General features: G+C 62.3%; 24 protein-coding genes and 1 pseudogene. 9 read left to right on the top strand and 16 right to left on the bottom strand.

Annotated features, from left to right (window positions below; all coding sequences use genetic code 11):
- The first annotated feature begins 428 nt into the window (after positions 1–428).
- Together CRT23_RS25145 and CRT23_RS25140 are read left to right on the top strand one after the other, a co-directional pair.
- A complete protein-coding gene (locus CRT23_RS25145; RefSeq protein ID WP_103712285.1) occupies positions 429–1,511 on the top strand; it encodes a catalase family protein in 1,083 nt (360 codons plus the stop codon).
- Between the two features lie 100 nt (positions 1,512–1,611).
- The gene (locus tag CRT23_RS25140; RefSeq protein WP_103712284.1) at positions 1,612–2,418 is read left to right on the top strand and encodes an SDR family oxidoreductase; all 807 of its coding nucleotides are present in this window, start codon (positions 1,612–1,614) and stop codon (positions 2,416–2,418) included.
- Between the two features lie 25 nt (positions 2,419–2,443).
- On the opposite strand, the pseudogene CRT23_RS25135 reads toward CRT23_RS25140, so the two are convergent.
- A pseudogene (locus CRT23_RS25135) lies at positions 2,444–2,912 on the bottom strand (hydrolase).
- A 206-nt stretch (positions 2,913–3,118) separates the two neighbouring features.
- Here CRT23_RS25135 and CRT23_RS25130 point away from each other — a divergent pair.
- The gene (locus CRT23_RS25130; protein ID WP_103712283.1) at positions 3,119–4,444 is read left to right on the top strand and encodes an amino acid permease; all 1,326 of its coding nucleotides are present in this window, start codon (positions 3,119–3,121) and stop codon (positions 4,442–4,444) included.
- A gap of 10 nt (positions 4,445–4,454) precedes the next feature.
- On the opposite strand, the gene CRT23_RS25125 is transcribed toward CRT23_RS25130, so the two are convergent.
- The 4 genes from CRT23_RS25125 to CRT23_RS28095 all read right to left on the bottom strand — a co-directional run bounded on the left by CRT23_RS25125 (position 4,455) and on the right by CRT23_RS28095 (position 7,031).
- Positions 4,455–5,099: an SAM-dependent methyltransferase gene (locus tag CRT23_RS25125; RefSeq protein ID WP_103712282.1), complete on the bottom strand. Its 645-nt coding sequence runs from the start codon at positions 5,097–5,099 to the stop codon at positions 4,455–4,457.
- Between the two features lie 785 nt (positions 5,100–5,884).
- Positions 5,885–6,412 carry a hypothetical protein gene (locus CRT23_RS25120; RefSeq protein ID WP_103712281.1) on the bottom strand — a complete coding sequence of 176 codons (528 nt, stop codon included), beginning with the start codon at positions 6,410–6,412 and terminating at the stop codon, positions 5,885–5,887.
- The gene (locus tag CRT23_RS25115; protein ID WP_103712280.1) at positions 6,409–6,798 is read right to left on the bottom strand and encodes a hypothetical protein; all 390 of its coding nucleotides are present in this window, start codon (positions 6,796–6,798) and stop codon (positions 6,409–6,411) included. The genes CRT23_RS25120 and CRT23_RS25115 overlap by 4 nt, the downstream gene beginning before the upstream one ends.
- A complete protein-coding gene (locus CRT23_RS28095; protein ID WP_146056509.1) occupies positions 6,795–7,031 on the bottom strand; it encodes a hypothetical protein in 237 nt (78 codons plus the stop codon). The genes CRT23_RS25115 and CRT23_RS28095 overlap by 4 nt, the downstream gene beginning before the upstream one ends.
- Before the next feature lie 1,349 nt (positions 7,032–8,380).
- Here CRT23_RS28095 and CRT23_RS28090 point away from each other — a divergent pair.
- Positions 8,381–8,851, top strand: a complete 471-nt coding sequence (locus CRT23_RS28090; RefSeq protein WP_146056508.1) for a hypothetical protein — start codon at positions 8,381–8,383, stop codon at positions 8,849–8,851.
- An 8-nt stretch (positions 8,852–8,859) separates the two neighbouring features.
- On the top strand, positions 8,860–9,570 hold the full coding sequence (locus tag CRT23_RS28085) for a hypothetical protein (protein ID WP_146056507.1): 711 nt from the start codon (positions 8,860–8,862) through the stop codon (positions 9,568–9,570).
- Positions 9,571–9,602: 32 nt separating this feature from the next.
- Here the strand turns inward: CRT23_RS28085 and CRT23_RS25105 are convergent, their stop codons facing one another.
- The 5 genes from CRT23_RS25105 to CRT23_RS29805 all read right to left on the bottom strand — a co-directional run bounded on the left by CRT23_RS25105 (position 9,603) and on the right by CRT23_RS29805 (position 14,823).
- A complete protein-coding gene (locus CRT23_RS25105) occupies positions 9,603–10,718 on the bottom strand; it encodes a phage baseplate assembly protein (protein ID WP_103712279.1) in 1,116 nt (371 codons plus the stop codon).
- Positions 10,718–12,796 (bottom strand): hypothetical protein, encoded by a 2,079-nt coding sequence (locus CRT23_RS25100; RefSeq protein WP_103712278.1) that lies wholly within the window; start codon positions 12,794–12,796, stop codon positions 10,718–10,720. The genes CRT23_RS25105 and CRT23_RS25100 overlap by 1 nt, the downstream gene beginning before the upstream one ends.
- The gene (locus CRT23_RS28080; protein WP_146056506.1) at positions 12,789–13,385 is read right to left on the bottom strand and encodes a hypothetical protein; all 597 of its coding nucleotides are present in this window, start codon (positions 13,383–13,385) and stop codon (positions 12,789–12,791) included. The genes CRT23_RS25100 and CRT23_RS28080 overlap by 8 nt, the downstream gene beginning before the upstream one ends.
- 131 nt (positions 13,386–13,516) lie before the next feature.
- Positions 13,517–14,098, bottom strand: coding sequence for a hypothetical protein (locus CRT23_RS25090; protein ID WP_103712276.1), 582 nt, complete (start codon positions 14,096–14,098; stop codon positions 13,517–13,519).
- Positions 14,099–14,577: 479 nt separating this feature from the next.
- Positions 14,578–14,823, bottom strand: a complete 246-nt coding sequence (locus tag CRT23_RS29805; RefSeq protein WP_103712287.1) for a helix-turn-helix domain-containing protein — start codon at positions 14,821–14,823, stop codon at positions 14,578–14,580.
- Between the two features lie 281 nt (positions 14,824–15,104).
- Here CRT23_RS29805 and CRT23_RS28075 point away from each other — a divergent pair, with 281 nt between their 5' ends.
- From CRT23_RS28075 to CRT23_RS25070, 3 genes are all read left to right on the top strand, one after another.
- On the top strand, positions 15,105–15,323 hold the full coding sequence (locus CRT23_RS28075) for a hypothetical protein (RefSeq protein WP_146056505.1): 219 nt from the start codon (positions 15,105–15,107) through the stop codon (positions 15,321–15,323).
- A 107-nt stretch (positions 15,324–15,430) separates the two neighbouring features.
- Positions 15,431–15,685, top strand: coding sequence for a hypothetical protein (locus CRT23_RS25075; protein WP_146056504.1), 255 nt, complete (start codon positions 15,431–15,433; stop codon positions 15,683–15,685).
- A 135-nt stretch (positions 15,686–15,820) separates the two neighbouring features.
- Positions 15,821–16,039 carry a hypothetical protein gene (locus tag CRT23_RS25070; RefSeq protein ID WP_103712273.1) on the top strand — a complete coding sequence of 73 codons (219 nt, stop codon included), beginning with the start codon at positions 15,821–15,823 and terminating at the stop codon, positions 16,037–16,039.
- 48 nt (positions 16,040–16,087) lie between these two features.
- Here CRT23_RS25070 and CRT23_RS28695 read toward each other — a convergent pair whose 3' ends face one another.
- From CRT23_RS28695 to CRT23_RS25045, 5 genes are read right to left on the bottom strand one after another with little or no spacing between them, the layout of a single operon-like run.
- A complete protein-coding gene (locus tag CRT23_RS28695) occupies positions 16,088–16,528 on the bottom strand; it encodes a hypothetical protein (protein ID WP_181017461.1) in 441 nt (146 codons plus the stop codon).
- Positions 16,521–17,993, bottom strand: coding sequence for a hypothetical protein (locus CRT23_RS25060; protein WP_103712272.1), 1,473 nt, complete (start codon positions 17,991–17,993; stop codon positions 16,521–16,523). The genes CRT23_RS28695 and CRT23_RS25060 overlap by 8 nt, the downstream gene beginning before the upstream one ends.
- A complete protein-coding gene (locus tag CRT23_RS25055) occupies positions 17,993–18,931 on the bottom strand; it encodes a DUF1376 domain-containing protein (RefSeq protein ID WP_103712271.1) in 939 nt (312 codons plus the stop codon). The genes CRT23_RS25060 and CRT23_RS25055 overlap by 1 nt, the downstream gene beginning before the upstream one ends.
- Positions 18,931–20,340 carry a replicative DNA helicase gene (locus CRT23_RS25050; RefSeq protein WP_103712270.1) on the bottom strand — a complete coding sequence of 470 codons (1,410 nt, stop codon included), beginning with the start codon at positions 20,338–20,340 and terminating at the stop codon, positions 18,931–18,933. The genes CRT23_RS25055 and CRT23_RS25050 overlap by 1 nt, the downstream gene beginning before the upstream one ends.
- Positions 20,337–20,567, bottom strand: coding sequence for a PC4/YdbC family ssDNA-binding protein (locus CRT23_RS25045; RefSeq protein WP_103712269.1), 231 nt, complete (start codon positions 20,565–20,567; stop codon positions 20,337–20,339). The genes CRT23_RS25050 and CRT23_RS25045 overlap by 4 nt, the downstream gene beginning before the upstream one ends.
- A gap of 482 nt (positions 20,568–21,049) precedes the next feature.
- On the opposite strand from CRT23_RS25045, the gene CRT23_RS25035 reads away from it, so the two are divergent.
- Complete coding sequence (locus CRT23_RS25035; RefSeq protein WP_103712267.1) at positions 21,050–22,834, top strand: site-specific integrase; 1,785 nt, start codon at positions 21,050–21,052, stop codon at positions 22,832–22,834.
- 45 nt (positions 22,835–22,879) lie between these two features.
- Here the strand turns inward: CRT23_RS25035 and CRT23_RS25030 are convergent, their stop codons facing one another.
- Positions 22,880–23,137, bottom strand: a complete 258-nt coding sequence (locus CRT23_RS25030) for a helix-turn-helix transcriptional regulator (RefSeq protein ID WP_103712266.1) — start codon at positions 23,135–23,137, stop codon at positions 22,880–22,882.
- Positions 23,138–23,212 lie beyond the last annotated feature (75 nt).

Below are 23,212 nucleotides of genomic sequence, written 5' to 3'. Positions count from 1 at the left end.
CCTTCGCATGCACCGACCGCACCGCGTGGCCGGAATCCGCGGCTACGGTCTGCAGGATCTTGTCGAAGGTCTGGTTGAGCTGCGCGATGGTCACGTCCTCACCGGACGTCACCACCTCGACGTCGGGACTGTAGCGAACGGGGGCTTGCAAGGTCTGTCATCCTTTGTCGTTTAGCTCGGAACAGAACTTGGCCTACGGAGCGGCGTTCCGAGCTGCGAACGGCTCAATTGTCCGTGAACGACAGTCCGGGAACGCCCGAAGCGTCCGGCATTTAACATGACAAAGGCCCATCAATTCTGACCGTCAAATCTTCCGTTTCGACGCGGTTTCTCGTCTTGAGCATTGTCAAGACCGGGGTCGGCGACAGCCTGCCTTGTTGCGGTGCTGTGCCGGGCTGTGCGGTTCAGGGAGCACCTGAAGGATCAACATGACCTACCTGCGTTACGCCACCGATATCGAGCAACCCGCGGCCAACGAGCAGGAGACGATCGACGGCATCATCAAGGGCATGACCCAGCAGTCGGAGACGGTCGAGAAGCGGGAGCATCACGCGGTCCGTGCCAGTCATGCCAAGAGCTCGGCCTGCGCCACGGGTGAGTTGACGATCGCTGCTGGCCTTCCGCCGGAACTGGCGCAAGGCCTGTTCGCCGTGCCGGGCACCCACCCAGTCGCGGTACGCTTCGCGCAAGGCCCGGGCGAGACCCTGAGCGACCGGGTGTCGACCCATCGCGGCATGTCCATCAAGGTCTTCGACGTTCCCGGCGAGAAGCTCCCCGGCCATTCCGTCGATACGCAGGACTTCGTGCTCGCGACCGGCACGACCTTCCCGTCCGGCACAGCGGCCGGCTTCCTGCGCGACGGCACGGTCATCGGCAAGTCGACCGGCCTGCCGGAGGGCGTGAAAAGCGCCGTGTCGTCGACCATGCGCAACCTCAACAAGGCGCTCCATGCCTTCGGCACCGAAAGCGCCTTCGCCGACTTCTTCGGCCATCCTTACAGCCACCCGCTTGCGGATAGCTACTTCAGCCAGGCACCAGTGCGCTTCGGCGATTACGTGGCCAAGCTCGGGGCCGTTCCGACCGGCGAAGCGCAGCGCGCGCTGTCCGAGTGGAGACTCGATCCGAACCAGGACGAGGACGGCTTCCGGCACGCCACGGTCGCTTTCCTAAGGGACAACGAGGTGGTGTTCGAGCTGAAGGCGCAGCTCTGGGCCGATGCAGAGCGGCAGCCCATCGAGGACGCCTCGGTAGATTGGCCGATCTCGGTCAGCCCGTACCGGACGGTGGCGACGCTCCGCCTGCCGCGCCAGGACGCCTACTCGCCGGACCGGGTGCGCTACTTCGACGAGGTCATGACCTTTCGCCCGGCACACAGCCTCGCCGCGCACCGGCCGCTTGGCTCGGTGATGCGGGCGCGGTTGCAGGTCTACCGCGCGCTGAGCGACTTCCGCCACCGCGAGAACGGCGTTGCGGCCGAGGATACCGCCAGCATCGACCGCATCCCGGCTTGAGGAAAGGCGCGATCCGCGCCTTCGCAGGGTTCTGAAAGTCACCGTGCAAGTGCCTGCGCCGACGCAGGTCATCCTCATACCATTACCTCCGGAGACATCCATGGATCTCGGCATCAAGGGGCGCGTCGCCGTCGTCACAGGCGCAAAGTCGGGCATGGGCCGCTCGACCGCTGAACACCTGCTTCGGGAGGGCGTTCACGTCGTCCTGACCGACAAGGAAGGCCCGGAGTTGGAGGCGACCGCTGCGGAACTGGCGGCGTTGGGTCAGGTTCGCGCCGTCCAGGCCGACCTAAGCGAGTCCAAAGGGATCGAGGTGCTCGTCGCCTTCGCCAACATGGCCTTTGACGACAAGCCGACAATCCTCGTCTGCGCCGCCGGCATTACCGGCGCGTCCGGGGATTTCCTCGAACTCACCGACGACGACTGGCTGGAGGCGATCCAGACCGATTTGATGGCCGGCGTGCGCGCGACTAGGGCCTTCATCCCGCACATGCGCAAGGCCGGGTGGGGTCGCGTCGTACTGTTCTCGTCAGAAGACGCGGTCCAGCCCTATGTCGAGGAGCTTCCCTACGCGGCTGCGAAGGCGGGTGTCCTGAACCTCGCGAAGGGGTTGTCCAAAGCCTACGGGCCGGAGGGCGTCCTCGTGAATGCCGTCGGCCCGGCCTTCATCGCTACGCCAATGACCGATGCACAGATGGAGAAGAAGTCGAAGGAGAAGGGAATCTCCTTTGATGAGGCGGTCCAGCAAACCCTCGACGAGGAGCGCCCCGGCATCGTCGCCAAGCGGCGTGGTAAGGCCGAGGAAGTCGCTGCTGCCGTGGCGTTCCTCTGCTCCGAGCGCGCGAGCTTCATCACTGGCGAGTTCCTAAGGGTCGACGGGGGCTCAGTCATGACCATGGGTGGTTGAGGCACACGATAGTTAGGTTTTTCAATTAGATGACGCCAGGACCTTCGAGGACGCTTCCAGCTCCGAAATGATGCCGCAAAAGGTCCGCACCCAACGTTGCCGAGCGATTGAGTGACGATCCGACCGTCACCCACTCAGGCAAGGTTGGGCTGAGGCCGGCGTCGAAGAGCATGAAGTCAGCGGCGAGGCAGCACGTATCGGCCTGGATGCCGCACACCAGGATGCGCTTGGCCGCTAATCGCTTCGCGTAGCTGACGTGTCCAAGACGCGGAAGGTAGCCGTGTTTTCACAAACACCTTGTCGGCCGGAACGAGCGGATCGGCGGCGGCGGGCCTCCAGCCGAGTTGCCGCCAGAACGGCTTCACAACCTCATCATGCCGCTCGACGGTGGCAATCGAGTGCATGGTCGGAGCGAGTCGAGCGATCTGCTCGATCAACCACTCCAGCAGGTTGAAGCAAGGCTGGACGTCGATGATCAGGAGAGCCTGTTTCATGCGACGCGGTAGTGGAGGCGCCTGTCGTCCGCAAAGTGTTGTGACCGGGCACGACGGCGGTGTCTGCTTCTCCCAACTCTCGCCCGGAAGCAGACCGTCGCAAACCCACGCGACATAGTCCGACAGGTTGACGCAGGCGTCTCACAACAGCGGACATAGACCCGAGTTCGTGGACGCGACGTTAGCGTAAAGCCTATGAACTGGTCATGAAAACACCTACTTCGGCCATTTCGACCCTGACCGCGACCGCCATCGTCGTGGCCGACATGATCGGCGTTGGCGTCTTCACTAGCCTGGGGTTCCAGGTCACCGACATCACGTCCGGCTTTACGCTGCTGCTGCTCTGGTTCGTTGGGGGCGTCGTCGCCCTGTGCGGCGCATTCTGCTACGCCGAGCTCGCCACGATGTTTCCCCGCTCCAGCGGCGAGTACAATTTCCTGACCCGGATGTACGGTCCGGCCTTCGGGTTCATGGCGGGCTGGCTCTCCGCCACCGTCGGCTTCGCGGCCCCTGTAGCGCTGGCCGGCATGGCGTTCGGCCAGTATGCGAAAGCCGTCCTGCCCGGTGCGCCGCCACTTGTCCTTGGCCTCGCAGCAATCTGGATCGTCACAGCCGTCCACCTGAGAGGCACACATCACGGCAGCGTCCTCCAGGTCGGCTCCACGCTGCTGAAGCTGGCGCTGATCGTGGCCTTCATCAGTGCGGGCTTCGCCTACGGTGAGGCCCAGCCCATCGACTTCGCGCCGCGCACCTTCGACGTCGGGCAGCTTTTCAGCGCCAGCTTCGCGGTCAGCTTGGTCTTCGTGATGTACGCCTACACCGGCTGGAACGCCGCCACCTACATCGTCGGCGAACTTGCGGATCCATCATACAGCCTGCCGCGCGCGCTGTTCGTCGGGACTGGCATCGTGATCGCTCTCTACCTCGCCCTGAACGCGGTGTTCCTCTACACCACACCGCTCCCCGACCTCGCAGGCCAAGTCGAGGTCGCACTGATCGCCGGCCGCCATATCTTCGGCGAGACGGGCGGTCGTCTCGTCGGCGCACTGATCTGCTTGGGGCTCATCCCGACGATCAGCGCGATGATGTGGATCGGACCGCGCGTGACCGTGGCAATGGGCGAGGACATGCCGGTGTTGGGAGCGCTCGCCCAACACTCACGCCGCGGGGTCCCGAAGGCCGCGATCCTTCTCCAGTGCGCGGTCGCCAGTCTGCTCCTGCTGACGCAGAGCTTCGAGGCGGTCCTCGACTTCATCCAGTTTGCCCTGACCTTCTGCTCGTTCCTGACGGTGCTCGGCCTCGTCAAGCTGCGGATCACGCGACCCGACCTGCCGCGACCGTACCGAGCCTGGGGCTACCCGGTCACCCCCCTGATCTTCCTGTCCGTAACGCTGCTGATGATGGTTCACCTTCTGGCGGTCCGGCCCTCTCAATCGCTCGCAGGCTGCGTGTTGATGTTGGTCGGGCTCCTGCTCTACGTCATCGCAAAGCGGCGGCATCCAGAAGCGACTCGTCCGTCGTCTCCGGATTGAAGGGGCCTCTCTAGGATCTAGTCGCTCGCAGGACGTCGAGCCGATACTTGTCGGTCCGCTCCTGCTTCAGGACCTGAGCAAAGCCACGCGCGCCGGCGATGAACCCTTCGGCAGCCTCGTCGCCGGACAGGGGATAGTGGGTCACACCGGTCCAGTGCACCAGTACGATGTCCGCCTCCGGCAGCAGGGCATTCCCGACCCGCCCGACCAAGCGGGCGAGGTCGGGACGGTCGAGGTAGTACGCAACCTCCGAGATCAGGATCAGGTCGAACTTGCCGTCTGGCCAGTCACCGGGAACCGCACTGAGCTTGAAGCCGGCGTTCGGACAGTCGGCGCAGCGTGCCCGGGCTTGGTCCAGCACGGACGGCACCACGTCAAGCCCCAGGAGAGTGTCGCAGCGGGGGCAAAGCTGATGCGTGAACACGCCGATGGAGCAGCCGACCTCGAGTGCAGAGGCGTAGCGGGACCGCGGCAGGGCCGCGAGGGTAGCCGCGTACTTGTCCCGCTCGTAGGCGCTCGTTGCAAACTGCCACGGATCGGATTCGGTGGCGTACATGCCCTTGAAGTACTCGGTATCGAGGGTCTTCGACCGACGGCCCGGCGAGGCATCGGCCGATGTGGCATTCTGCGTCTCGGCACTCAATGAGGCGTTCATCCCAAGCAATAGAGCTGTGGCCACACCACCACCGGACTGCAGCAGAAGGCGGCGTGATGGTCGCTCGCTGTCGCTCACGTTGTCCCTCGCCGCTTCCGCCACTGTGAGAAGAAGCAACCTGGGTCGATCAGGGCTGTTCCAGAGGTTGAGCGCGACAAGTTTCGCGATCGTCCGTCAGAGCGGGCTTTATTGGACCTCAGACCGCACCGAGAGAGTCTGGGCTTTGAGTAAACTTGGCAGCTCGCTCGAATGCTGACAGCTCAACGGTGTGGTCATACCGAGGAGCATGACCCTGGCTGACGATCTAAGGCTGAACCCTTCTACCAGAAGGGCCAACATCAACCCGCAAGAAATCCTGATCCTCGGACGAACGTGGCACAATGCTCGTAGCGACGAGTTGAACATTCACGAGCCAGATCCGACTCGCATGCGAGGGTTGGTTCATGGACGGTAGAAGCCTTTTCGCCGGATTGGCCGGCGGCGCCGTAATGGTCCTTGGGCCGGCTCTGGTTAGGGCTCTCACGGACAATCCGTCAGAGCAGATCGCGCTCTCCCTGATGATAGCTGGACCGGTGATCATCGGGTTGGTGACAGGTTTCAAGGCGTCGTGAGCTCCGGGCGGATCCTGCCAGGCAGATTGGCACGGCAACCCTGGGCGCGGCACTTACGCCCTTATTGAACGAACAGCCCAAGCGCCGCTTTCCTATAGGTCGGTCCGAGGATCGACCGTCCACGCCCCTATGCTCGGCTTCCCCCCGTTTCCGGGTGGGCGTGGACGACATCGATCAGGCGCAGCGCTTCGCCTCCTTGATCGCCCAAGCAGGAAGGCTACCGAGACCGCTCTCGAGGTATGCCGATTCGCGCTCGAAGTACCCAGGCTCGTCGCCCCACCCTTCAAACCCCTCCGGCAAAGGCTCGCGCGTGATGGCTAAGATCGCCCGAGCAACTGCAACAGCTCGATCGTCGTCCTCAAACCTCACGCCCCCCTGCAGGCTTGCCAAGCCCTCAAGGTTGATCGCAGCGGCAAGGCCGAGCACACCAAGGCCGCAAAGCGTTTGGGGCGTAGGTAGGGCCAGCACCTCATCGCAGAGCTTCCACGTCCGCCGCATGACGAGCGTCGCGGCTTGATCTTCGATGCTGTAGTCGACCGCGACACTGGCGATGGGCCGTGCGAGGCGTTTTTCGGCATAGGCTGCGTGCAGCTGCGGCCGATAGGCGACATCCGGGTCCGTGGCCGCGATCACGGGCACAGTGAGCGCTGGCAGGGCAGCAAGGCCGCCGAGCAGGGTGCGGCGAGAAGCTTCGTGCCTCATAGTCCGCCCTCCCGCCAGGCGCAGCCGACGGCTCCGAGGACGAGCGCAGCGCGCGTTGAGGGAGGCGCCGGCTCAAACCATTCGTCGTGGAAGCGCATCGCGGCATTGTCAGCGCGCACGAAGTCGAACGGCTCGCCAGTCAGCGTATCCACCACAGCGAAGCGGCCATCGCAGCCGAGGTCACCCCCTCTGTCAGCGCTTCCATAACGCTGGAAGCGGAGAAACCGGCGCTCATAGAACAACCAAGTGTCGTAGGTGTCGAGCAGCTTGGTGCTAACTGGCTGGGCCACCGCCGTCGGGGCGCCGATGAGAGCTACACTGCCGCCGATCAGCGGGAGGGTGGTAAGGCCGGACAGGAAGCCTCGGCGAGATGCTGGGGCGGTCATGCGCCGCCCCTCTCAAGCAAGGCAGCGTCGGCAGCGAACTGACCGGCAATGCGGACACGAAGGGCCTGGAGATCGCGGCGCTCCTCCTGGTGCTGAGCCGAAAGCATATCGGAAGCGGGATTGGCGCGGTAGCGCACCGCGCGAATGGCCAGAGTTACCGGGCCGAGGTGCGGTTTGCGCAGGCGACCGCGTTCACCGGCAAGTGCCGGTGTGATAGGGGCATAGACAGCCATTTTCGTTCCTCAGAAACGTGGATGGTTAGGGCCGGGGAAAGGCTGCAACCTTGCTCCGGCCTGTTTTATGTCGTACCTTTTTGGGATGCTGATGTCAATTGAGGTCACACCTAAAAGGCGGGGACGTCCAGCCACCGGCAAGGACCCTGCGACCTCGATCCGTCTCGCGCCCGAGCTTCGGGCTGAGATCGACGCCTGGAGTGATACTCAGCCCGACAAGCCGAAGCGCTCTGAAGCCATCCGTCGCCTCGTTGAGGAAGCCCTGAAGGCTAAGCGGTCATGAACCCTATCGCGGCGCTTAAGTTGTAGGCTGAAGCTGCGGATGAGCAAGATCGCACCTCAGGCAAGAGCGCTGAAAGCCGATCTCCAGCGGAAGGCCTGATGACCTCGGACGAGGTGTCTCGGGCGCGTAGCGATGAGCTATTAACCGTGCACGAAGTACCTTAGCAGGCGTGTTGGAGCGCCCTAAGCGCGCTCAAGGAATAGGTAGGAAAATGTCCGAGCCAACTTTGGGTGGTTTCGCCCCATTCAATGAGGCCCACGCAATTGTATCTGTCCAAGCGACGGTACAGTTTGCTGGCTCCGTCTCGGACGCACAATGGGCAGCAATGCGCCCGGCGATCTGGGGAGCCGGGCGAGACTTAGACATAGGCTTTCCGGTTCCTGCATTTGGGCTCGCAGTAGGCTTTGATGGGGCACGACTAGGGGTTACTTTGAACTCCCCTGCTGTATCACTACAACAAAGCATGGGTCTAAATTTTAGTATCTATGATGAAGAGGACAGGCTTGTAGAAAGGCTTACTGCCAATAAAGACACAATTCAAATACAGACTAATCAGTACATCAGGTGGCGTCCATTTTGTGCCCGGGTGGAAAAATTCCTTTCACACTTGTATAAGTATTATAATTACGAGCTCCCCTTTCTCTCTGTTCAGCTGGAATATTGGGATCGGTTTGATCTAATAGACCCCAGCAATGTCGACTTATCGAAGATTATAGTTCCAGATGCCCCGTGGGTCGCGCCAGGAGGCGCTAAGCAGACCAGCCTTGGCACTCTCACAGTGGTAAATTCGACAGAATAAGCGACAAGATACGCAGACTTTCTCAGTCAAAAATTGACTACGGCGACTTTCCTGGCAAAAACGGGCAGCAAACTCGATCATTTATTATTTATACTATGCTGCAAGATGCGGTTAATGCTCCTTCTTATGGGAAAACCATAGGGATGGGGTGGGGCCTGTCTGAGGTGTTAGATACGCTGAATCGTCAGCATACCGCATTGAAGGACGACCTCTGTCGCATTATTACTCCAGAGGCAGCCGAGCGAATCGGCCTTTAGGACGCTTGAGATGTACGCGCTGCCGAAAGACCCCTTTGATCCTGCAGAGGGTATCGGAACGGCTTTCATCCGGCCGCCCAGTTCAATCGTGCGTTCAGCTATCTCCCAGCAGGGTCGAGGGATCAATTCCACGTCGAACGTCGTGCCACTGCCTACTGCTGCTGTGCCGAGCGTCCATGCAACGCTGGCGCTTTTGCGTCGATTCCAGAGGCATGCGCACAATGCAAACGCTGCCAGCTTTAAGTTGGCGGAGGAGTTTCTTGGGCTCGTTGCTGGTGCGCGTCGCTCGTTCAAGTTTTCGGCGCAAATTTTCTCTGATGGCAATGCCGTGCTCGGCGTCCGGAACGATAAAGTCGATGCACAATTCGAATTCATGCCCAACGGTGTAATTGCTTCCAATATAGACGTCGGTGACGACGAATGGGATGGGGACGTCCCCCAGTTCGATGGGCGCTATATACCAGAAATAATTTCTAAATAAACTTGGGCTTGGCGTTCGTTCATAATATTATGAATTGCATAGAGCTGTTCGAGAGTGCGCCAGAGGATAAGACGCGCGTCGAGTATATCGACAAAAACGCTCCGGAATGCACGTGCGAGAACCAGCAGGTCTCAAAATATTGCAATGAACCAGTGGCTTCTGACGAAGTTCTCGTCAGACTTGTTATGGATCCGACTCATACTGAGGGAGACGGGGACTCGAAGAGGGTAACCTCTGCATTGTTTTCGGATGCGGCTACATTTGGGTCGTCTTGCCTGCGCCGCGTAAGGGCGACCGCAGAAGAATACCATGAAACAATACAAGAAATGCTCAGAGAGCGCTCCAAGGCTTCGGATGGAACTCTAAAAGCACTTTACGGCATAGTTCTTGTTCCGGTCGATAAATTAAAAGAATTAATGCACGAGATCGAGGCGAAGGATAAATCAGTTGAGAAATCAACTGCATTCTGCGTGTATGCTACAGGTCTAGACAAAAGACCTAACCATGCGGATATAATGACAAATAAAATGCCATCAATACCAAAGTCTAAGGCCAACAGGGCCGTGAAAAATCTTATGAAAGCTGTTTCAGAAAACTTCCTAAGCCCAGCTGAGTTCGCTGCCGAAATCGATCTATCTCGTTGGTCTCGTGACGAAATCGAGAAAAAGGCGCAACTGGAGGGAAGCGATGGAGGTGTCAAAAAGCAGCCTTTAACATAGCATAATATTGGTGTTATGATATCTACTTGAAATTACAGGGCTGCTTCTGGCTGGGCTGGCCCATTGCCGAGATCATAGAACCCATCGTTCTTCATCGCGTCGCCCTTGCGCTGCTCCCAGGCCAGCTTGTTGACGAGGTCGAGCGTCGTGATCGTGCCGCCGTTCGGATCCTGCGTGTAGGCATAACCGGCAACCTTCAGCTCCTGCTCGCCTGTCGCTGTGGCGAACAGCATGGGGGATTTCACCGTCACCCCGTCTGATGGCTCCCAGAGGCCGCCAGTGCCCGGCTTCAGCCAGCCTTGATAGGTGAGCTGCAGCTGAAGGGCCATGGCCTGTAGCGCGGCAGCCTCCCAGTTCGTGCGCAGCTGAGCGCCCTTCTGGTCGAGGGGCATCTCGGCGAGTACCTTCCGCATCGCTCCTGGCGTGCCACCACTCACCGTCGCTTTGGCTTGGATCTCGGAGGCCTTCTTCCCGAACAGGCTGTCTGAGCCCGGCTGCTGCGAGTTGCTGACCAGGGACTCGACTGCGAGATGGCGCAGCTGGCAGTTCGCAGAGAGAATGTTCTGCCCCTCGACGAAGGCGACTGTGCCGCTGCCCGACTTCGGACCCGCCACCACGTTGCCGGCCGCGTCCGCATAGAAGAACAGGTTGCGCTGTCGGCACAGCCTCGAGATCAGGTCGAAGGGCGTCTCGCCGAAGCGGACCATGACGTTCGGAAAGGGCGCATCCCAGCCCTCGGCTCCGTTCTGAACCCGGAACTTCAGACCGTAGGGCTTCAGCACCGAGTTCGCGATCGCATCGAGCTTGTAGCCCCGGTACTGACCGGTGCCGCCGTTGATCGAGGCTTCCGTTATCAGCCCGGCTTTGCCGTAGCCGGTCACCTGTACCGCATGTCGATTGGCATCGAAGGCTGCCTGGCGATCGCGGATGTAGCCCTCCTTGATCACCACCTGCCCAGCCAGGGCGATGTCGACGCGATCGCCCGGCTTCAGGCGCAGGTTGGCGACGGCACTCGGCTCGGCACAGACCAAGCGGAAGGACCGGATCCAGCCCTCGTTCATGAAGTTCTGCTCGACGGCGACGTTGATCCAGTCGCGGTAGGTGCCGCCCTCGGTACGGACCTCGCAGATGAGATCGGGATCCGGCATCAGATCGCCTCCACCTGGCGGCTCTTCGAGACGGTCGTCTCTTTGAACAGGTCGCCCATCGAAGTCCGAGCTCGGGTCCCAGCCGGGAAGCCACTGAGCTCGATCGACATCCGGTGGGTCTGCGGAGGCGGGGCTGCCGTCTCTCGGCCGAACGCCCGCCCCATGAGCTCGTCGCCAGCACGCCGGCCGGAGCCAGCCACCTCGATCTCGTCGTCGCGCAGCCGAGACATCTGGCTGGGCACGTTGGAGCGCGGACGCTGATAATAGGGCACGTCTGACCCAGCATCTGCTGCCGCTGACGGTTCGGCGGGTGGGATTGGGCCGGTGTAGGTCCCGATCCCTTGTCGTTCGCCGATGCCCGCCCCGATCCGACCATGCCAAGGCCCCCAACCGCCTTTCCGGGCATGCTTCATTGCGAAATCGATCTGCTCCTTCCAGTAGGTGGCATCGCTCGCGTGGTGTCCCGTTTCCCGAGTGTATGCGTCGCCCAGGCCTCTACCGCCCATGCCGTTACCGCGTCCGGCGTAGTGGAGCTGGAACGGTCCGAAGCTTGTGAACCGCTTATCGGCATCCGGATCGCCTGGGGTCATGCGGGTAGGCGTTGAGCCTCGCAGCCCCTCAGAGTTGGCGATGCGCAAGGCAACGTTGGGATCGATGCCGTGACGGGCCGCTGAGTTGCGGATGTACGCGGCGATCTCGGGATGAACGTTACGCATGTCGCGCGCCGAGATCCCAGGGACTGATCGCGCGCCGCCGAGAGGACCAGGCAAGGTGGTACCGCCCTCGGACGGCGCTAGCACAGCCCCACCGTAGCCGCGTCCGGCACCGCCGCCGGTCACGTTCGGGTTGCCTCCGCCTGAAGCATCCAACGGTGAAGGCAGGCCAAGGGGCGGGATCGAACCAACGCCACGATAGCCCCCGCCACCGTAGCCTCCCCCGGGAGCCGAGATGCCACCGTAACCCGCCTTTTGAATCAGCGGCCCTCCACCAAAACCGCCGCCGTTTCCGAACCCAACCCCGCCAAAGCTCTGTTGCTGAACGGACGGCGCCCCGCCGAGCCCGAGCGCGTTCTTGATGGCACCGAACAGCCGGGCAATCGTCTCGAGCTCGCGGTCAGTGTTGCCCTTCAAGTCGAATTTGCCGCCCTTGAGGCTCTCGCCGAGCTTGTCGAGCTTCTGAAACTCCGCGACCGTGTCAGCGATCAGCTTCTTGAAACCCTCGATCTCACCGGAGATGAATTTGAGGGCGTCCGGCGTGTTCAGCGTCGCAACGAAGCGATTGAACTCGACCAGCAGCGGACCGAGCGCTTGGGTTCGCAGCCCATCCATGTTCTCGCGCAGGCGGCTCAGGGTCTCTTCGAACCGCTGGGCTGCCTTCACCTGGGCATCCGTCGTCGTTCCTTGCGCCTTCAGGATCTCGTCCATCACTGCTCGGTACCGGCCACTCACCTGGCCCGCGACGGCCGCGATCTGGTCGCTGCCAAGCACCATCTCGACCACCTTCCGGCGCTTCACCGGATCGCCGATCTGCGAGACCGACTCCATGAAGTTGTCGAGCGCTGCCTTCATGTTGGGAGAGGTGATCATCTTCTCGACCATCTCGCCGAGGTTCATGGCCTGCAGGCTGCTGTAGGTCTCGCCGTAGCGCTTGCGCAGCGAGCTCATCTCGTCGGCGAACTTCCGCACCCCGCCCTGCATCGTCTCGGCTGATACGCCAAACCGCTCGCCAAGGGCGCTGAAGGCTCGTAGCTGGTCAACAGCCAGCCCCGTCTCCTTCGACATGATGGCGAGCTGCTGTGTGCCCTTGGAAAAGCCGCCGAGGGCTGCCGTGACGGCCCCTAGAGACACACCGGTGGCAAGGCCAGCCACCCCCAGCCCTGACAGCACCGGCGTCATGTTCTGCAATGCCGTGTTGGCCTTGCCGATCGAACCGTGGAAGCCGTCGAAGTCCTTCTTCAGATCCTTGCCTGCCTGGGTGCCGGCGCGAGCTGTTCGCCCAAGCGCCGTCTCAAGCTTACCCAGAGGACCAGTGAAGCCGTCTTGGACTTCTGCAACAAGGCGCAGGCGATCGTCAGCCATGGTTGGCTCCTACCGGAGTGCCGGGAAAGGGAAGTCGCGTGAACCAGTCCTCAATGGCATTGAGGTCGAGCGGTTCGCCCGCCGCGATCGCAAGCGCTGGCCAGTCCGGTTCGGCAATGCCGGCGATCTCGGCATCAGCGAGCTCCACCAAGCTGGTGCTGTCTGGAAGGCGCGCCCCGATGCTGGTCAGAAACTGCTCGCCGAGATCGCTCACCTCCAGGCAGGCGGCGACGTCGAGCGCGTAGGCTACCTTCAGGGGTGCACCGAACTCGATTGCCCGAGCGGCAACACGCACACCAATCTCTCGGGCAACCGAGATGAGGGCGGCAAGTGCCATCTCACCAGGCTCGGGCTCCGGACGAGGATGTAATATGGGAGTGGCGGGCTGCGGTCTCCGCTGCGCTATCGGCGCCTTCGTAGTCCCACCGCGGTAGTTTGCCGGCCGACCGGTGAGGCGCTGCTCCGACTGCTCGACCTCAACCAGGCAGTTCGTCGTCAGCACGAGATGACCCTTGGCTTCCCACTTGTTCACCGTCGAGCGGTTCACGCCGTGACGCCGGGCGAAGGCAGCTTTGGACTCAACGGTCATGTGTTGCTTGTTGCCTGTTGCCTGTTGCCTGTTGCCGGGTTTTGAGAAGCCATCCCTAGAGAGATGCCGCACTCGCGCTGACCCTCGACCCTCCACCCCCCTGGGAAGGACCCTGGGGTTTTGCGGAGCGATCACCGCCTCGTCCGCATGGCCTTCAGCATCGCCTTCGGGAACTCGCGTCGCATCTCCTCACGCATGAAGCGCTGGAAGTCGCGGCGGAATGGGACGTCGGCCTTCACCTGGTTCGTGGGTTGCAGCTTGAACATCAGCTGCAGGCGCGAGGCGTTGCCCGTTCCGACTGCCTGGAAGATGAGTCCACCCTTAACGACCTTGCGCTTGAGGTTGGCGGGGCGCTGGCTGGCGATGACGCCCTTCGAGCCCTTTCGGACCTTGGAGGTTGGGATGGCAAAGCGACCACCCTTCGACCGCGCAGTACCACCGGTAGCGTGAAGCTTGAGGTTCGCGCGTCCAAGCCGGTCGTAGACGGCGACGCGTAGGTTGCGCTTGTCGGACCGCTCGATCTCCAGGGCCGCTCGGATGAAGCCCCGGTTCCGAACCTCAACGTGGCGGGCCCATGTCTCCGAGGCCAACCGAGCTTCTGTGACCTGCGCTGCCTTGTTCAGAGCCACGCTGATCGCGAAGGGCATCTGATCCCGCGCTGCCTTCATGCTGCGTGCTGCCTCCTCAAAGGCGCGCATATCGAAGGTCAGCATGACTGAGCTGCTCTGTCTGGGCGATAGCCCATGAAGCTGAGGCTTAGGCGAGCTACCCGCTGACGCTGCAAGCCCGTATCGCTGCGACCGAGTCTGACGGCAGAGAAGATATCGTGGGTTTTACCGCCGTTGCTGAAGGGGAGGTACATGCTGCCCTCCTCAAGCTGCGCGGCACAGTGCGGAAGCCGTCAGAGAAGTGCGTGGGCCATCGCCTCCATCGAAACTGGGCAAGGCCACACCATCAGCGAGGACGCGCTCACGCACAGCCCGACGAAGATATTCTCCGGCACTCGTGCGATTGAGACGCGCCGCACGCGCGATGGCACCAGCCAATCCCTCCTCAGCACGAAAGCGGACTGTGGTCGGAAAATTGAGGGCCTTGGCACTACCAGTCACTGTCAGCCTCCTTCGTCGGATGCTGCAAACGTGGCGCACGAGTAGGCCAAGCGATACGTCACGATTTCCGCAACGTGCATGCCTCAACCGAAAGCGAGCTCCTCCAAGCCCTCGGCAGCGAAGTACGGCCAGACCCCCGAGCTTCGCCGGTGACCGGCGAGGTAGGCACAAAGGGCAGCAGTGTCGCCATTCAGGTACATCGCGAGGGCAACTCGAGACACGAGCCAAGGGCCGCCAGCGACGCGCCGGCCGATGTCATGGTCTCGGCACCACATCCGGATCGTGCGCTCAGTGCGGTTCGCTTGTTCGGCAGCCTCCGCTGTGGTCATGCCCTCGCGGCGATCGAACGGGATTAGGCAACGGCTATCGCTGGATTGAACCAGCACAGCACCGCGCCTATCGGTCTCTCGGGTATGGGTCTGCATGGGTACGCACTCCACGGGAACTCGGAAGATCTGTCGCGCTCACCCTCAAAGTCCGCGCGACTGCGGAAAGTATTTGATAACCATCAATAGGCAGAGACTAGTATGCCAGATAGTGCAGGAGGAACAGCTGCTATCACAGGATGTTGAACCAAAGTTCTTTGAGCACAAACAAGAGGAGAGTCAGGATGCTTCGTTCAATCCTTGTGGTATCTCTTCTCGCGACCGCGCCGGTGGCCGTCTATTCAGCTGCAACATGGCCCGCCGAACCCAGGGTCGACCTGGAAGCGCGAGAGCAGCGCGAGCGGTTCTTTGACCATTTGGAAGCGCAGCAGGCTCTCCGCCGTGAAAAGATACGCCGGGAGTTCGATGGCGGCGATCGCATTCCCTTGAGCCGGACTCGATAGATCGCAGGCTCCTAGCCGCCGCATCGCGTCTAAATTCATGATTGCTCGACGAGGATAAAAAGCGGCGTATCCTCATGGCTGTCCCAAACGGGACAAGGGAGGAAATCATGTCCGCGAACTGGAAATCAGTCAAAGAGGACTTGGACTGGAGCCTGAACCAAGGCGATGACGTCAAAGGTCGGACGGAGCTAAGGGATGCCTTCAGTAAAGGTGACGCCAAGGAAATGGCGCATGTTATCGAAGCGTACAAAATGGGCCAGCGTGACAACCACAAAATTGCAAACCTCACTCGGTGCGCCCATGAGGACGACAAGCGCCTGTACAACATCGGGCGAAAGCTGATCGAGTTGAAGGCTTCATAGTACAATCTGGGGCGCTTCGTGGCGCCCCACCTACTCGTGGTCACGCTTCCTGAACTCTCCCTCTTCAGCATTGTAATGGGTTCATGGAACCACTCGGGCGCGCCCGCCGCTTCTCCCTTGGAAGAGGAGAGTGCCATGTGGATCTTGGAGTGGGGCGACAGCACCAACCAGGTAAGTGGACAGTGGAACCACGAGGAGCACGAGAGCTCTGAGAAGGCACTGGACGCTGCAAAGACAAAGACTGGCATGGGACTGATCGCCAACGCCATCCACTCACCAGCGGGCGTTCTATGGATGAAAGCCGAGGAGTTGCTGGACACCGTCGAGGCGGATGAAACTCCAAGCGCGTCGTAGCTGGATTGGCAGCGAACCTGTGTTGCTTGAAGGGTCCTGAGGTCGGCGTCAGTCATAGCTGCGCCCGCCGGAATGTACGGCGGTCGGCAACAATGTGACTCCTGGCGGGTTGATGACTGGTATATGGCCGAACTGGCTAGAATAATCATGGCCAGGCGGTCGAGGAGAACGCCCATGGCCAAGCTTTATCGACGAGCCGAACTCGCTCAAGTCGCCCTCGACGCATACCTCCACGCTGAAGGAGCAGCCCGCAGATGGGGAGACTCCGCTCCACCTTGCGACATCGTCGACCTCATGACCGACCTGCTGCTGCTCGCGAAGGACCGCGGTCACGACCCATGCTCGGTAATGAATAAGGTCGAGCAGCACCTGAAGTCGAAGAGTGGAGAGCGGTGCTGAGCAACCGTCAGGCCAGTTAAGGCGATGATGGGCAGCGGGTGGCGCGGCACTGAGGTTATCTTGAAGGGCTTCGCGCTCGGCGTCAGTCATGGGTGCGCCTCCTGATGTTGCCGACAGTCTGAGGCGAGACCCCTGCACGGCGGGCGATCTCGCGATCAGTCAGAGGGGCAGTCTGAAAACCTCTCAGGTTGAGCAGGGCCAGCACGTCACGGCGCTTCTCAGCGTTGGTCCGGCGGGGCTGTCCAGATTGGACAGGGCGGTTTGACGTCCCCGGATTGGGGGAGCCCACGGGCCCGCTCGTGTCGCCCTGTCCATTTTGGACAGAAGCAGCCTGGTCCCGAATGCGAGTTCCCATGCGCTCGATGTCGGCGCGGAGGGTGGCGAGAAGGGCGTCATCACGGGGTCGGTGCCCCAAGAGGTCAATGCTCTTCAGGTAGTCGATCCACGAGAGCCGAGCCCGAAGATCGTTCATTGACCGGGCCGGCGCCTCGTTCAGGAGTTCCTCGACAACGTGTCGCCGGGCCTCCACCCAGACCGGGAAGCCGTAATCGCGAAAGAACGCCTCGCGGTCTCGGTAGATTCGATCCCAGCCCTGCCACTCCTCCCATGCCTCGCGAGGCCTGACCGGCAGGTCATAGGCTGCGGCGACCGCCTCCCGAACCTCCGGCCGGAAATCACCCCCGCCAATAAAGTCCCAGCCTAACAAGGTGTCCATGTCGCCGCCGATGATGGGCTTGCGCACGATCAAGGGCCGGCACGCTGCCTCAAGGGCGCGCTCGTGCTCAGTCTCCGCGAACACCGCATCCTCGCTGCCGTACTCGGCCAGGGCCGCGACGCGGCGCTCTGCATCTCGGCGCTGGCGCTCCGCCTGCTGTGCGCGGAACTCCGGGGTGTTGAACAGCGCCTCGAAGGGATTGCGGGGGGCGGCCGACTGCCCCTCCGGCTCATCCAACTTGGACGCCTCCCGGCGCTTCGCCGCGGCGACGAGTTCGGCTACCTTCTCGATGTCGCTCTCGGTCGCCTTCCTATCGGGCCGCACGCCGGCCCTGCCCCGATCGCGCCAAGACTGCCGTGCCGCCTCGCATCGCGCGAGAACGGACTCGATCCAGCCAGCGGTGGAGTTCTTGACGGAGCCGTAATGCCGGGTGAGCACCTTCAGCCGGGCGCGCTCCTCCTTCGTGAGGAACCTGCCGCCGTGCGCCTTCGGAATGATCCATTCGAGCTGTCGGCAGTGCTCGGCAACGTTGCACCAGGGCTCGACCTTGTCAGGGTCGTAGATGGGCAGGCCTCGGCGCTGGCATGAGGCCTCCGGTCCATCCGCAGCATCCGTCGCCGCCTCGGCCCTCCAGAAGACGTCCGCGAAGGCGGACCAGTCTACGCCCGGTACCGGCCGCGAAGGCGCCCCGTCCAATTTGGACACCGCCTCCACCGTCGTCATTCCGGCCTTCCGGGCAAGTGTTTCCATCCGGCCAGCGGCGGCGGCCTTCTCGCCCGGGTTGTCGGTGCGTTCGTGAAGGGCACGGACCTTGGCGAAAGTCTCCAGGCCGGCAACCATCAGCAGGCCTCCTTCAGCAGCGTGGCGGGGTGCTCGATCCCAGCCTCAGTGAGCAGGATGTGGGCGGGGATCGTGGTCCGAGGGTCATTCGGTGGCAGGACACGCCGCCAGGGCCAGTAGCCGCCGCGCTGCTTCCACTGGCGCACCCACTCTCGGCATTGCTCGTCTGGGATAGTAACGGGCGTATCCTGCGCCGGGGCTGCCGGCTCGGGCTGGTAGTCGTTCCAGAGTTGGTTCCGCAGCCAAACCTCGGCGGTTTTGACGAACTCGGTACCCGCCTTGTCGATCCGATGCTGCTCGGCGGCGCATGATTTAGCACCGGCTATGATTTGTTCCGGATCTGCGCCTCGTTTCAGCGCCTCGAGCCACCGTTTTCGGGCAGGGGTTGCCTGAAAGCGCACATTCCTCGGCGGATAGGCTGCCCTGAACTCTTCGAACCGATCGGTCCCCTTGGGGACTATAGGGGAGTCTTCTCTTCTCTTCTCTTTTAGGCTTGATATTTTATCGAGCACCGCTTCCCCTGCCTCGTTATTTTTCAAGGGCTTATCGTGGTTGGCAGAGGCTTCATCCGCACCTGATGCACCACTCACAACCTGCTCAGCCGAGTTTTGGGGCAGTTTTTTTGGTGATGAACCGCCTTTGCCTGCGTTCTCACGATTTTTCTTGACCGCCTGAAGTTCGATTTCGGCTCGTGGATTTGACAGGCGACCGTCGCAATGGATGAGCTTTCCAGTTTTCAGGAGAGCATTCAGATGCACCCGAAAGCTCTTGATGGCCTGGTTGCAGCGGCCCGCGATGCCCCGCTCGTTCAGCGCGATCGGGCCCTCATTGAGCATGATGAGCTGAACGATGACGTGGTAGGCACGGTAGGCCCCGTCGCTCAGGGCCTCCGTTCCATCCATCCAGGCTGGGATATCGTGCTTGTAGAAGCCGACCATCAGCGCGCCTCCGCCAAGACGTTGCAGGCGACGTCGCAGAAGCACTCGATCCGGATGGTGGGCCCGGAACGCTGCTTCAAGATCTCGATCTCCAGAGTGTTGATCGTGCGGGCGAGGCGGTCCTCCTCGACGTCGGTGCGATCGGCCTTGTGCTCGAGGTAGTAGGCGTCTCGGTAGAGCCCGAGCACCACGTCGGCATCCTGCTCGATGGACCCGCTCTCACGCAGGTCTGAGAGGATGGGGCGCTTGTCGGGCCGCTTCTCCACCTCCCGGTTGAGCTGGGACAGGCCGAGTACCGGAATGCCGAGCTGTTTCGCCAAGCCCTTCAGGCCAGAGCTGATCTCGGTCATCTCCTGTACCCGGTTACCCGAGTAGCGCTTAGACGGTTTAATCAATCCAAGGTGGTCGATGACGAGGACAGCAAACGGGATGCCCTGACGCTCGGCCTTCAGCTTCATCTGCCGGGCTCGGGCCGAGATCTGCGATAGGGTCAGGCCGGGCTGCTGCTCGATCCAGAGCGGGATATCGGCGCAGGCTTCGGTCGCATCGCGCAGCCGAGCCATAGCGGCCTCAGACAGCCCCCGCGCCTCGGCAATGGCCCGGTAGGTGATCTGGTCCCATTCCCGCGGATTGTAGGCGACCGCCGAGAGTACGCGCTCGGACAGCTCCTCGGCGTTCATCTCCAGGGAGATCAGGCCAACGGCACCGCTGCGGCGCGCGGCCGTGAGGGCGATGTGGATGGCTACCGTAGTCTTGCCCATGGCCGGCCGGCCGGCCAGCACCACAAACTGGCCGGGCCGCATACCAAGGGTAGAGGTGTCGAGCTTCGGCACGCCGTAGGGCACGCCGGTGATGCCCTTGCCCATCCGAGTCTGATCCACCCGAGCGAGCACGCTGGCCACACCCTCGCCGAGGGTGACACGTCGGGCGCTCTCGCTGAGGCCGGCGCTGGCAACCTCGTCCAGCGCCTCGATCATGAAGGCGGCGTACTCGGCCGGGCTGTGTACGGATCCTGCCGTCATGGCTGCCACAGCTGCCTGGGAGGTTTCCAGCACCCTCCGCATGCGGGCAGCCTGCGCGATCAGCCGGGCGTAGCTCGCTGCGCCGCTGACGGTTATGGCTTCCGACACCAGCTTGGCCAGATAGCCCCCAACGGTGATGCCGCCGAGATCCGCGTTGCCGAGCACCGCCTTCATCAGTCCAAAGTCGATGGCATCCCCGGCATCCCGGCGCTCGATCATCACCTCAAAGATGTGTCGGTGCAGCGGCTCGAAGAAGTCGCTGGGCTGCACGTGGTCGCGGGCGCGGTCCAGGGCGTCGTTGTTGTGCAGGATAGCCCCAAGAAGGGCTTGTTCGCTTTCGAAGGCATTTGGGGACAGCACGTCAGTAGCTGTTGCGGAGCCCGTCATCGCGTCACCTCGCGCTCTGCTGCCTGTAGAGCCAGGATGAGCTCGGGCAGCTTGGTCCGGGTGAGGCAGATGCCGGCCTTTGTCGGCACTGGCTCACCGCGGCTGCTTCGAGGCGCGGAGAACACCCGCATGTCGACCAGGGCGTAGCCATCATGGATGGCGACGCTGACCCGAATCTCCTCCGAGTTATTCTTGCGAACGGTGGCGATGGTGCGGAGATCGCTCATGCCCGGCCTCCCTGCAGGAAAGCACGCATCTCATCGGGCCGGCTGAAGAGGGCGGTGACGGTACCGTCTCGGTCGATCAGCGCCACAAGGCGGCTTGCCAGGGGAGGGCGCTGAGCCGTATTCTTTGAGCCGAAGTTCTTCCCCGAGGGCTTCTTATTAACGCCGTCGCGGGCCTTCACCCCCGCGACGGCCTTCTCCGTTTTTGAGGCCTTCGTCAGCCCAAAATCGGTCGGGCTTCCCGCTCTAACCCTTTGATTTTGCATAGCCGCTTTTCTCCATGTTCGGAGAAAAAGCGCAGTTATATCAATAGGACAGGGGGGACTCTGACTCCTCTAGTCCAGGTTCGAATCCTGGTCCCCCAGCCACTGTCAGAACCAAGTCACTCCAGGCGTAGAACTTTTCGCTGAGCCGCCCCGCGGTCTGAGCCCCTTGCTACACACCGCTGCTACACAGGCCGTCCGCGCGGATGGCGGGAGTGCGGTTTGAGTTCGGTCGCCAACATCGTCCAGCGCGGACGCATTTTCCACTTCAGACGCCGGGTTCCGGTCGACCTGCGGCAGCGCCTCGGCCGCCACGAACTCGTGCGCAGCCTCGGCACGAGCGACATCCGCACTGCCAAGGTCGTAGCCTGTCGGCTATACGTGGCGGCGGAAGAGCTGTTCTCGACCCTGCGCGCCATGCCGATGCTGACCGACGACCAACTCACCCATCTCGTCCGCGACTTCTACGACACCATGCTGTCGGACGAGAACGCCGGCCGGCTCACCCGTGGACCGCTACCCGAGGGCGTACGAGAAGCTCGGGTCATGCAGTACGCGACGATGGCCGCCAGGGGTCGCGAGGCGCTGGCCGGCAACCGTCTCGACGAGGCGGCATTCGTCGCCGAGATGATGCTGAAGCGTCAGGGGATCGCCATCAGGGACTTGGCACCTGCGGAAGCGGCCAAAGCCAAGCAGGCGATGCTGCGCGCCGGAATCGACCTCTCGGAGGCGCTGAAAGCTCGCTACGAGGGCGACTTCAACTACGAGCCGCGCGACAAGCTCCTGAAGGCGACGCTCGCCGATCCGCACCTGAAGCACTGGCCGACGCCCGCGGCCGACCCGACAACTGCAACTGCCCCCGTCGCCCCACCGGCATCACCACAGCCTGAAAAGGGCGCTCCCGATCCAGCGCGCGAAGTCCGCTTCGAGGACCGTGGAAAAGCCTTTCGCGACCAGCAGGTCCAGACGAAGCGCTGGGACAATCAGACCGCGGCTCAGGCTGGCGCCACCTATCGTCTCTTTGCGGACGTATGCGGCGACAAGCCCCTCGACACTTACACGCGCAAGGATGCCGGACGCTTCCGCGAGCGCGTCGAGCGGCTGCCCAGCGATTACGGCAAGCACCCACGCTACCGCGGCCTGAGCGTCGAGGCGATCCTGGCCACCTACACGGCCCTGCCGAAGGGCTCGGGTGTCGGGGTCATCACACAGAAGACGATCAAGCGTCACTTCTCCGCCCTGTCCACCCTTTGGGCAGCAGCGGTGGCGGAGGGTGACGCGAGCGAGAACATCTTCTCCGGCCATCGCTTCACCGCCACTCGCAAGGCGAGCGAGCAGCGCGACATGTGGGAGCGGGCCGAGCTAATTCGTCTGTTCGCAACTCCGGTCTGGACGGGCTGTGCGTCACCGACCCGGCGCACAACGCCAGGCGGTCTCATCACGCGGGACGAAAAATTCTGGCTACCCCTGATCGCTGTGTTCTCCGGCATGCGTCAGGAGGAAATCTGCCAACTGCACGTCGAGGACATTCGGCAGGACGAGGACGTCTGGTTCATCGACATCAACGACCGACCTCCGCGCAAGGTGAAGAACGCGACTGCCGTGCGCCGCGTGCCGATCCACTCGGAACTGATCCGCCTGGGCTTACTCGCCCACGTCGACAAACAGCGGCGCATTCGACAGCCACGGGTTTTCCCCGGCCTGGAACGTGGCGGAGCCGACGCACGGCTTGGCCACGCCTTTACCAAATGGTTCACGCGCTACCGCCGCGATGTCGGGGTTTACCGAGTCGGGCTCGATTTCCACTCGTTCCGCCACACCGCGACGACGCTGATGCATCAAGCTGGCGTGGTGCCATCGGTGATCGATCACGTCACGGGCCACGCGACGGCGGGTGAAACGGCGCGCTACACCAAACGCTCGACCCTGCCGCAACTGCAGACCGCTATCGAGACGATCGCGATCGGGGTGGATCTGTCCAAACTTCACACCACAGTGCACAAGTAAGTTTGGGGCGGAAGACTTCACCCGGGTCGGGGACGAAGGCAACAATCAGCGCCGACGTCCGCCCCGGAGCGGCACCGGCGGCGTCGCGCCTTCATCCGGCGCGACGAACAACTCGCCGAGCGGGACAGCCAGCGCCTCGGCGACCTTGTCGAGTAGGTCGACTGTGGGGTTTTCCGCCTGCCGCTCCAACCCGCCAAGGTACGCCCGGTCGACGCCCGCGTCTGCCGCCAGACGCTCCTGGCTCAGACCCTGCGCCACGCGCACACGGCGTAGGTTCCACGCCACCAATGCTCGCCCCTTCATCAGCGAGGATCAGCAGCTAGCACTACCTGGGCACTTTGATGTTAGAGGGCAGCGTGAAGCGTCTTTGGCAGTGTG

Source organism: Methylobacterium sp. V23 (assembly GCF_002917135.1).
In the GTDB taxonomy this organism is placed as follows: Bacteria; Pseudomonadota; Alphaproteobacteria; order Rhizobiales; family Beijerinckiaceae; genus Methylobacterium.
Note: the sequence above shows the minus strand (reverse complement) of the source record. Positions and strands in the feature narration are given on the sequence as shown.

Coding starts and splice junctions, on each gene's coding strand:
- CRT23_RS25030 (WP_103712266.1), bottom strand. CDS start 23,137: ATGAAGGGGCGAGCATTGGTGGCGTGGAACCTACGCCGTGTGCGCGTG.
- CRT23_RS28095 (WP_146056509.1), bottom strand. CDS start 7,031: ATGGCTGTCTATGCCCCTATCACACCGGCACTTGCCGGTGAACGCGGT.
- CRT23_RS28075 (WP_146056505.1), top strand. CDS start 15,105: ATGCTTCGTTCAATCCTTGTGGTATCTCTTCTCGCGACCGCGCCGGTG.
- CRT23_RS25045 (WP_103712269.1), bottom strand. CDS start 20,567: ATGAGCGATCTCCGCACCATCGCCACCGTTCGCAAGAATAACTCGGAG.
- CRT23_RS25130 (WP_103712283.1), top strand. CDS start 3,119: ATGAAAACACCTACTTCGGCCATTTCGACCCTGACCGCGACCGCCATC.
- CRT23_RS25125 (WP_103712282.1), bottom strand. CDS start 5,099: ATGAACGCCTCATTGAGTGCCGAGACGCAGAATGCCACATCGGCCGAT.
- CRT23_RS25140 (WP_103712284.1), top strand. CDS start 1,612: ATGGATCTCGGCATCAAGGGGCGCGTCGCCGTCGTCACAGGCGCAAAG.
- CRT23_RS28695 (WP_181017461.1), bottom strand. CDS start 16,528: ATGACTGACGCCGAGCGCGAAGCCCTTCAAGATAACCTCAGTGCCGCG.
- CRT23_RS25060 (WP_103712272.1), bottom strand. CDS start 17,993: ATGGTTGCCGGCCTGGAGACTTTCGCCAAGGTCCGTGCCCTTCACGAA.
- CRT23_RS25105 (WP_103712279.1), bottom strand. CDS start 10,718: ATGCCGGATCCCGATCTCATCTGCGAGGTCCGTACCGAGGGCGGCACC.
- CRT23_RS25120 (WP_103712281.1), bottom strand. CDS start 6,412: ATGAGGCACGAAGCTTCTCGCCGCACCCTGCTCGGCGGCCTTGCTGCC.
- CRT23_RS28090 (WP_146056508.1), top strand. CDS start 8,381: ATGTACGCGCTGCCGAAAGACCCCTTTGATCCTGCAGAGGGTATCGGA.
- CRT23_RS25070 (WP_103712273.1), top strand. CDS start 15,821: ATGTGGATCTTGGAGTGGGGCGACAGCACCAACCAGGTAAGTGGACAG.
- CRT23_RS25050 (WP_103712270.1), bottom strand. CDS start 20,340: ATGACGGGCTCCGCAACAGCTACTGACGTGCTGTCCCCAAATGCCTTC.
- CRT23_RS25115 (WP_103712280.1), bottom strand. CDS start 6,798: ATGACCGCCCCAGCATCTCGCCGAGGCTTCCTGTCCGGCCTTACCACC.
- CRT23_RS28080 (WP_146056506.1), bottom strand. CDS start 13,385: ATGACCGTTGAGTCCAAAGCTGCCTTCGCCCGGCGTCACGGCGTGAAC.
- CRT23_RS25145 (WP_103712285.1), top strand. CDS start 429: ATGACCTACCTGCGTTACGCCACCGATATCGAGCAACCCGCGGCCAAC.
- CRT23_RS25090 (WP_103712276.1), bottom strand. CDS start 14,098: ATGCTGACCTTCGATATGCGCGCCTTTGAGGAGGCAGCACGCAGCATG.
- CRT23_RS25055 (WP_103712271.1), bottom strand. CDS start 18,931: ATGGTCGGCTTCTACAAGCACGATATCCCAGCCTGGATGGATGGAACG.
- CRT23_RS29805 (WP_103712287.1), bottom strand. CDS start 14,823: ATGACCACAGCGGAGGCTGCCGAACAAGCGAACCGCACTGAGCGCACG.
- CRT23_RS25075 (WP_146056504.1), top strand. CDS start 15,431: ATGTCCGCGAACTGGAAATCAGTCAAAGAGGACTTGGACTGGAGCCTG.
- CRT23_RS25100 (WP_103712278.1), bottom strand. CDS start 12,796: ATGGCTGACGATCGCCTGCGCCTTGTTGCAGAAGTCCAAGACGGCTTC.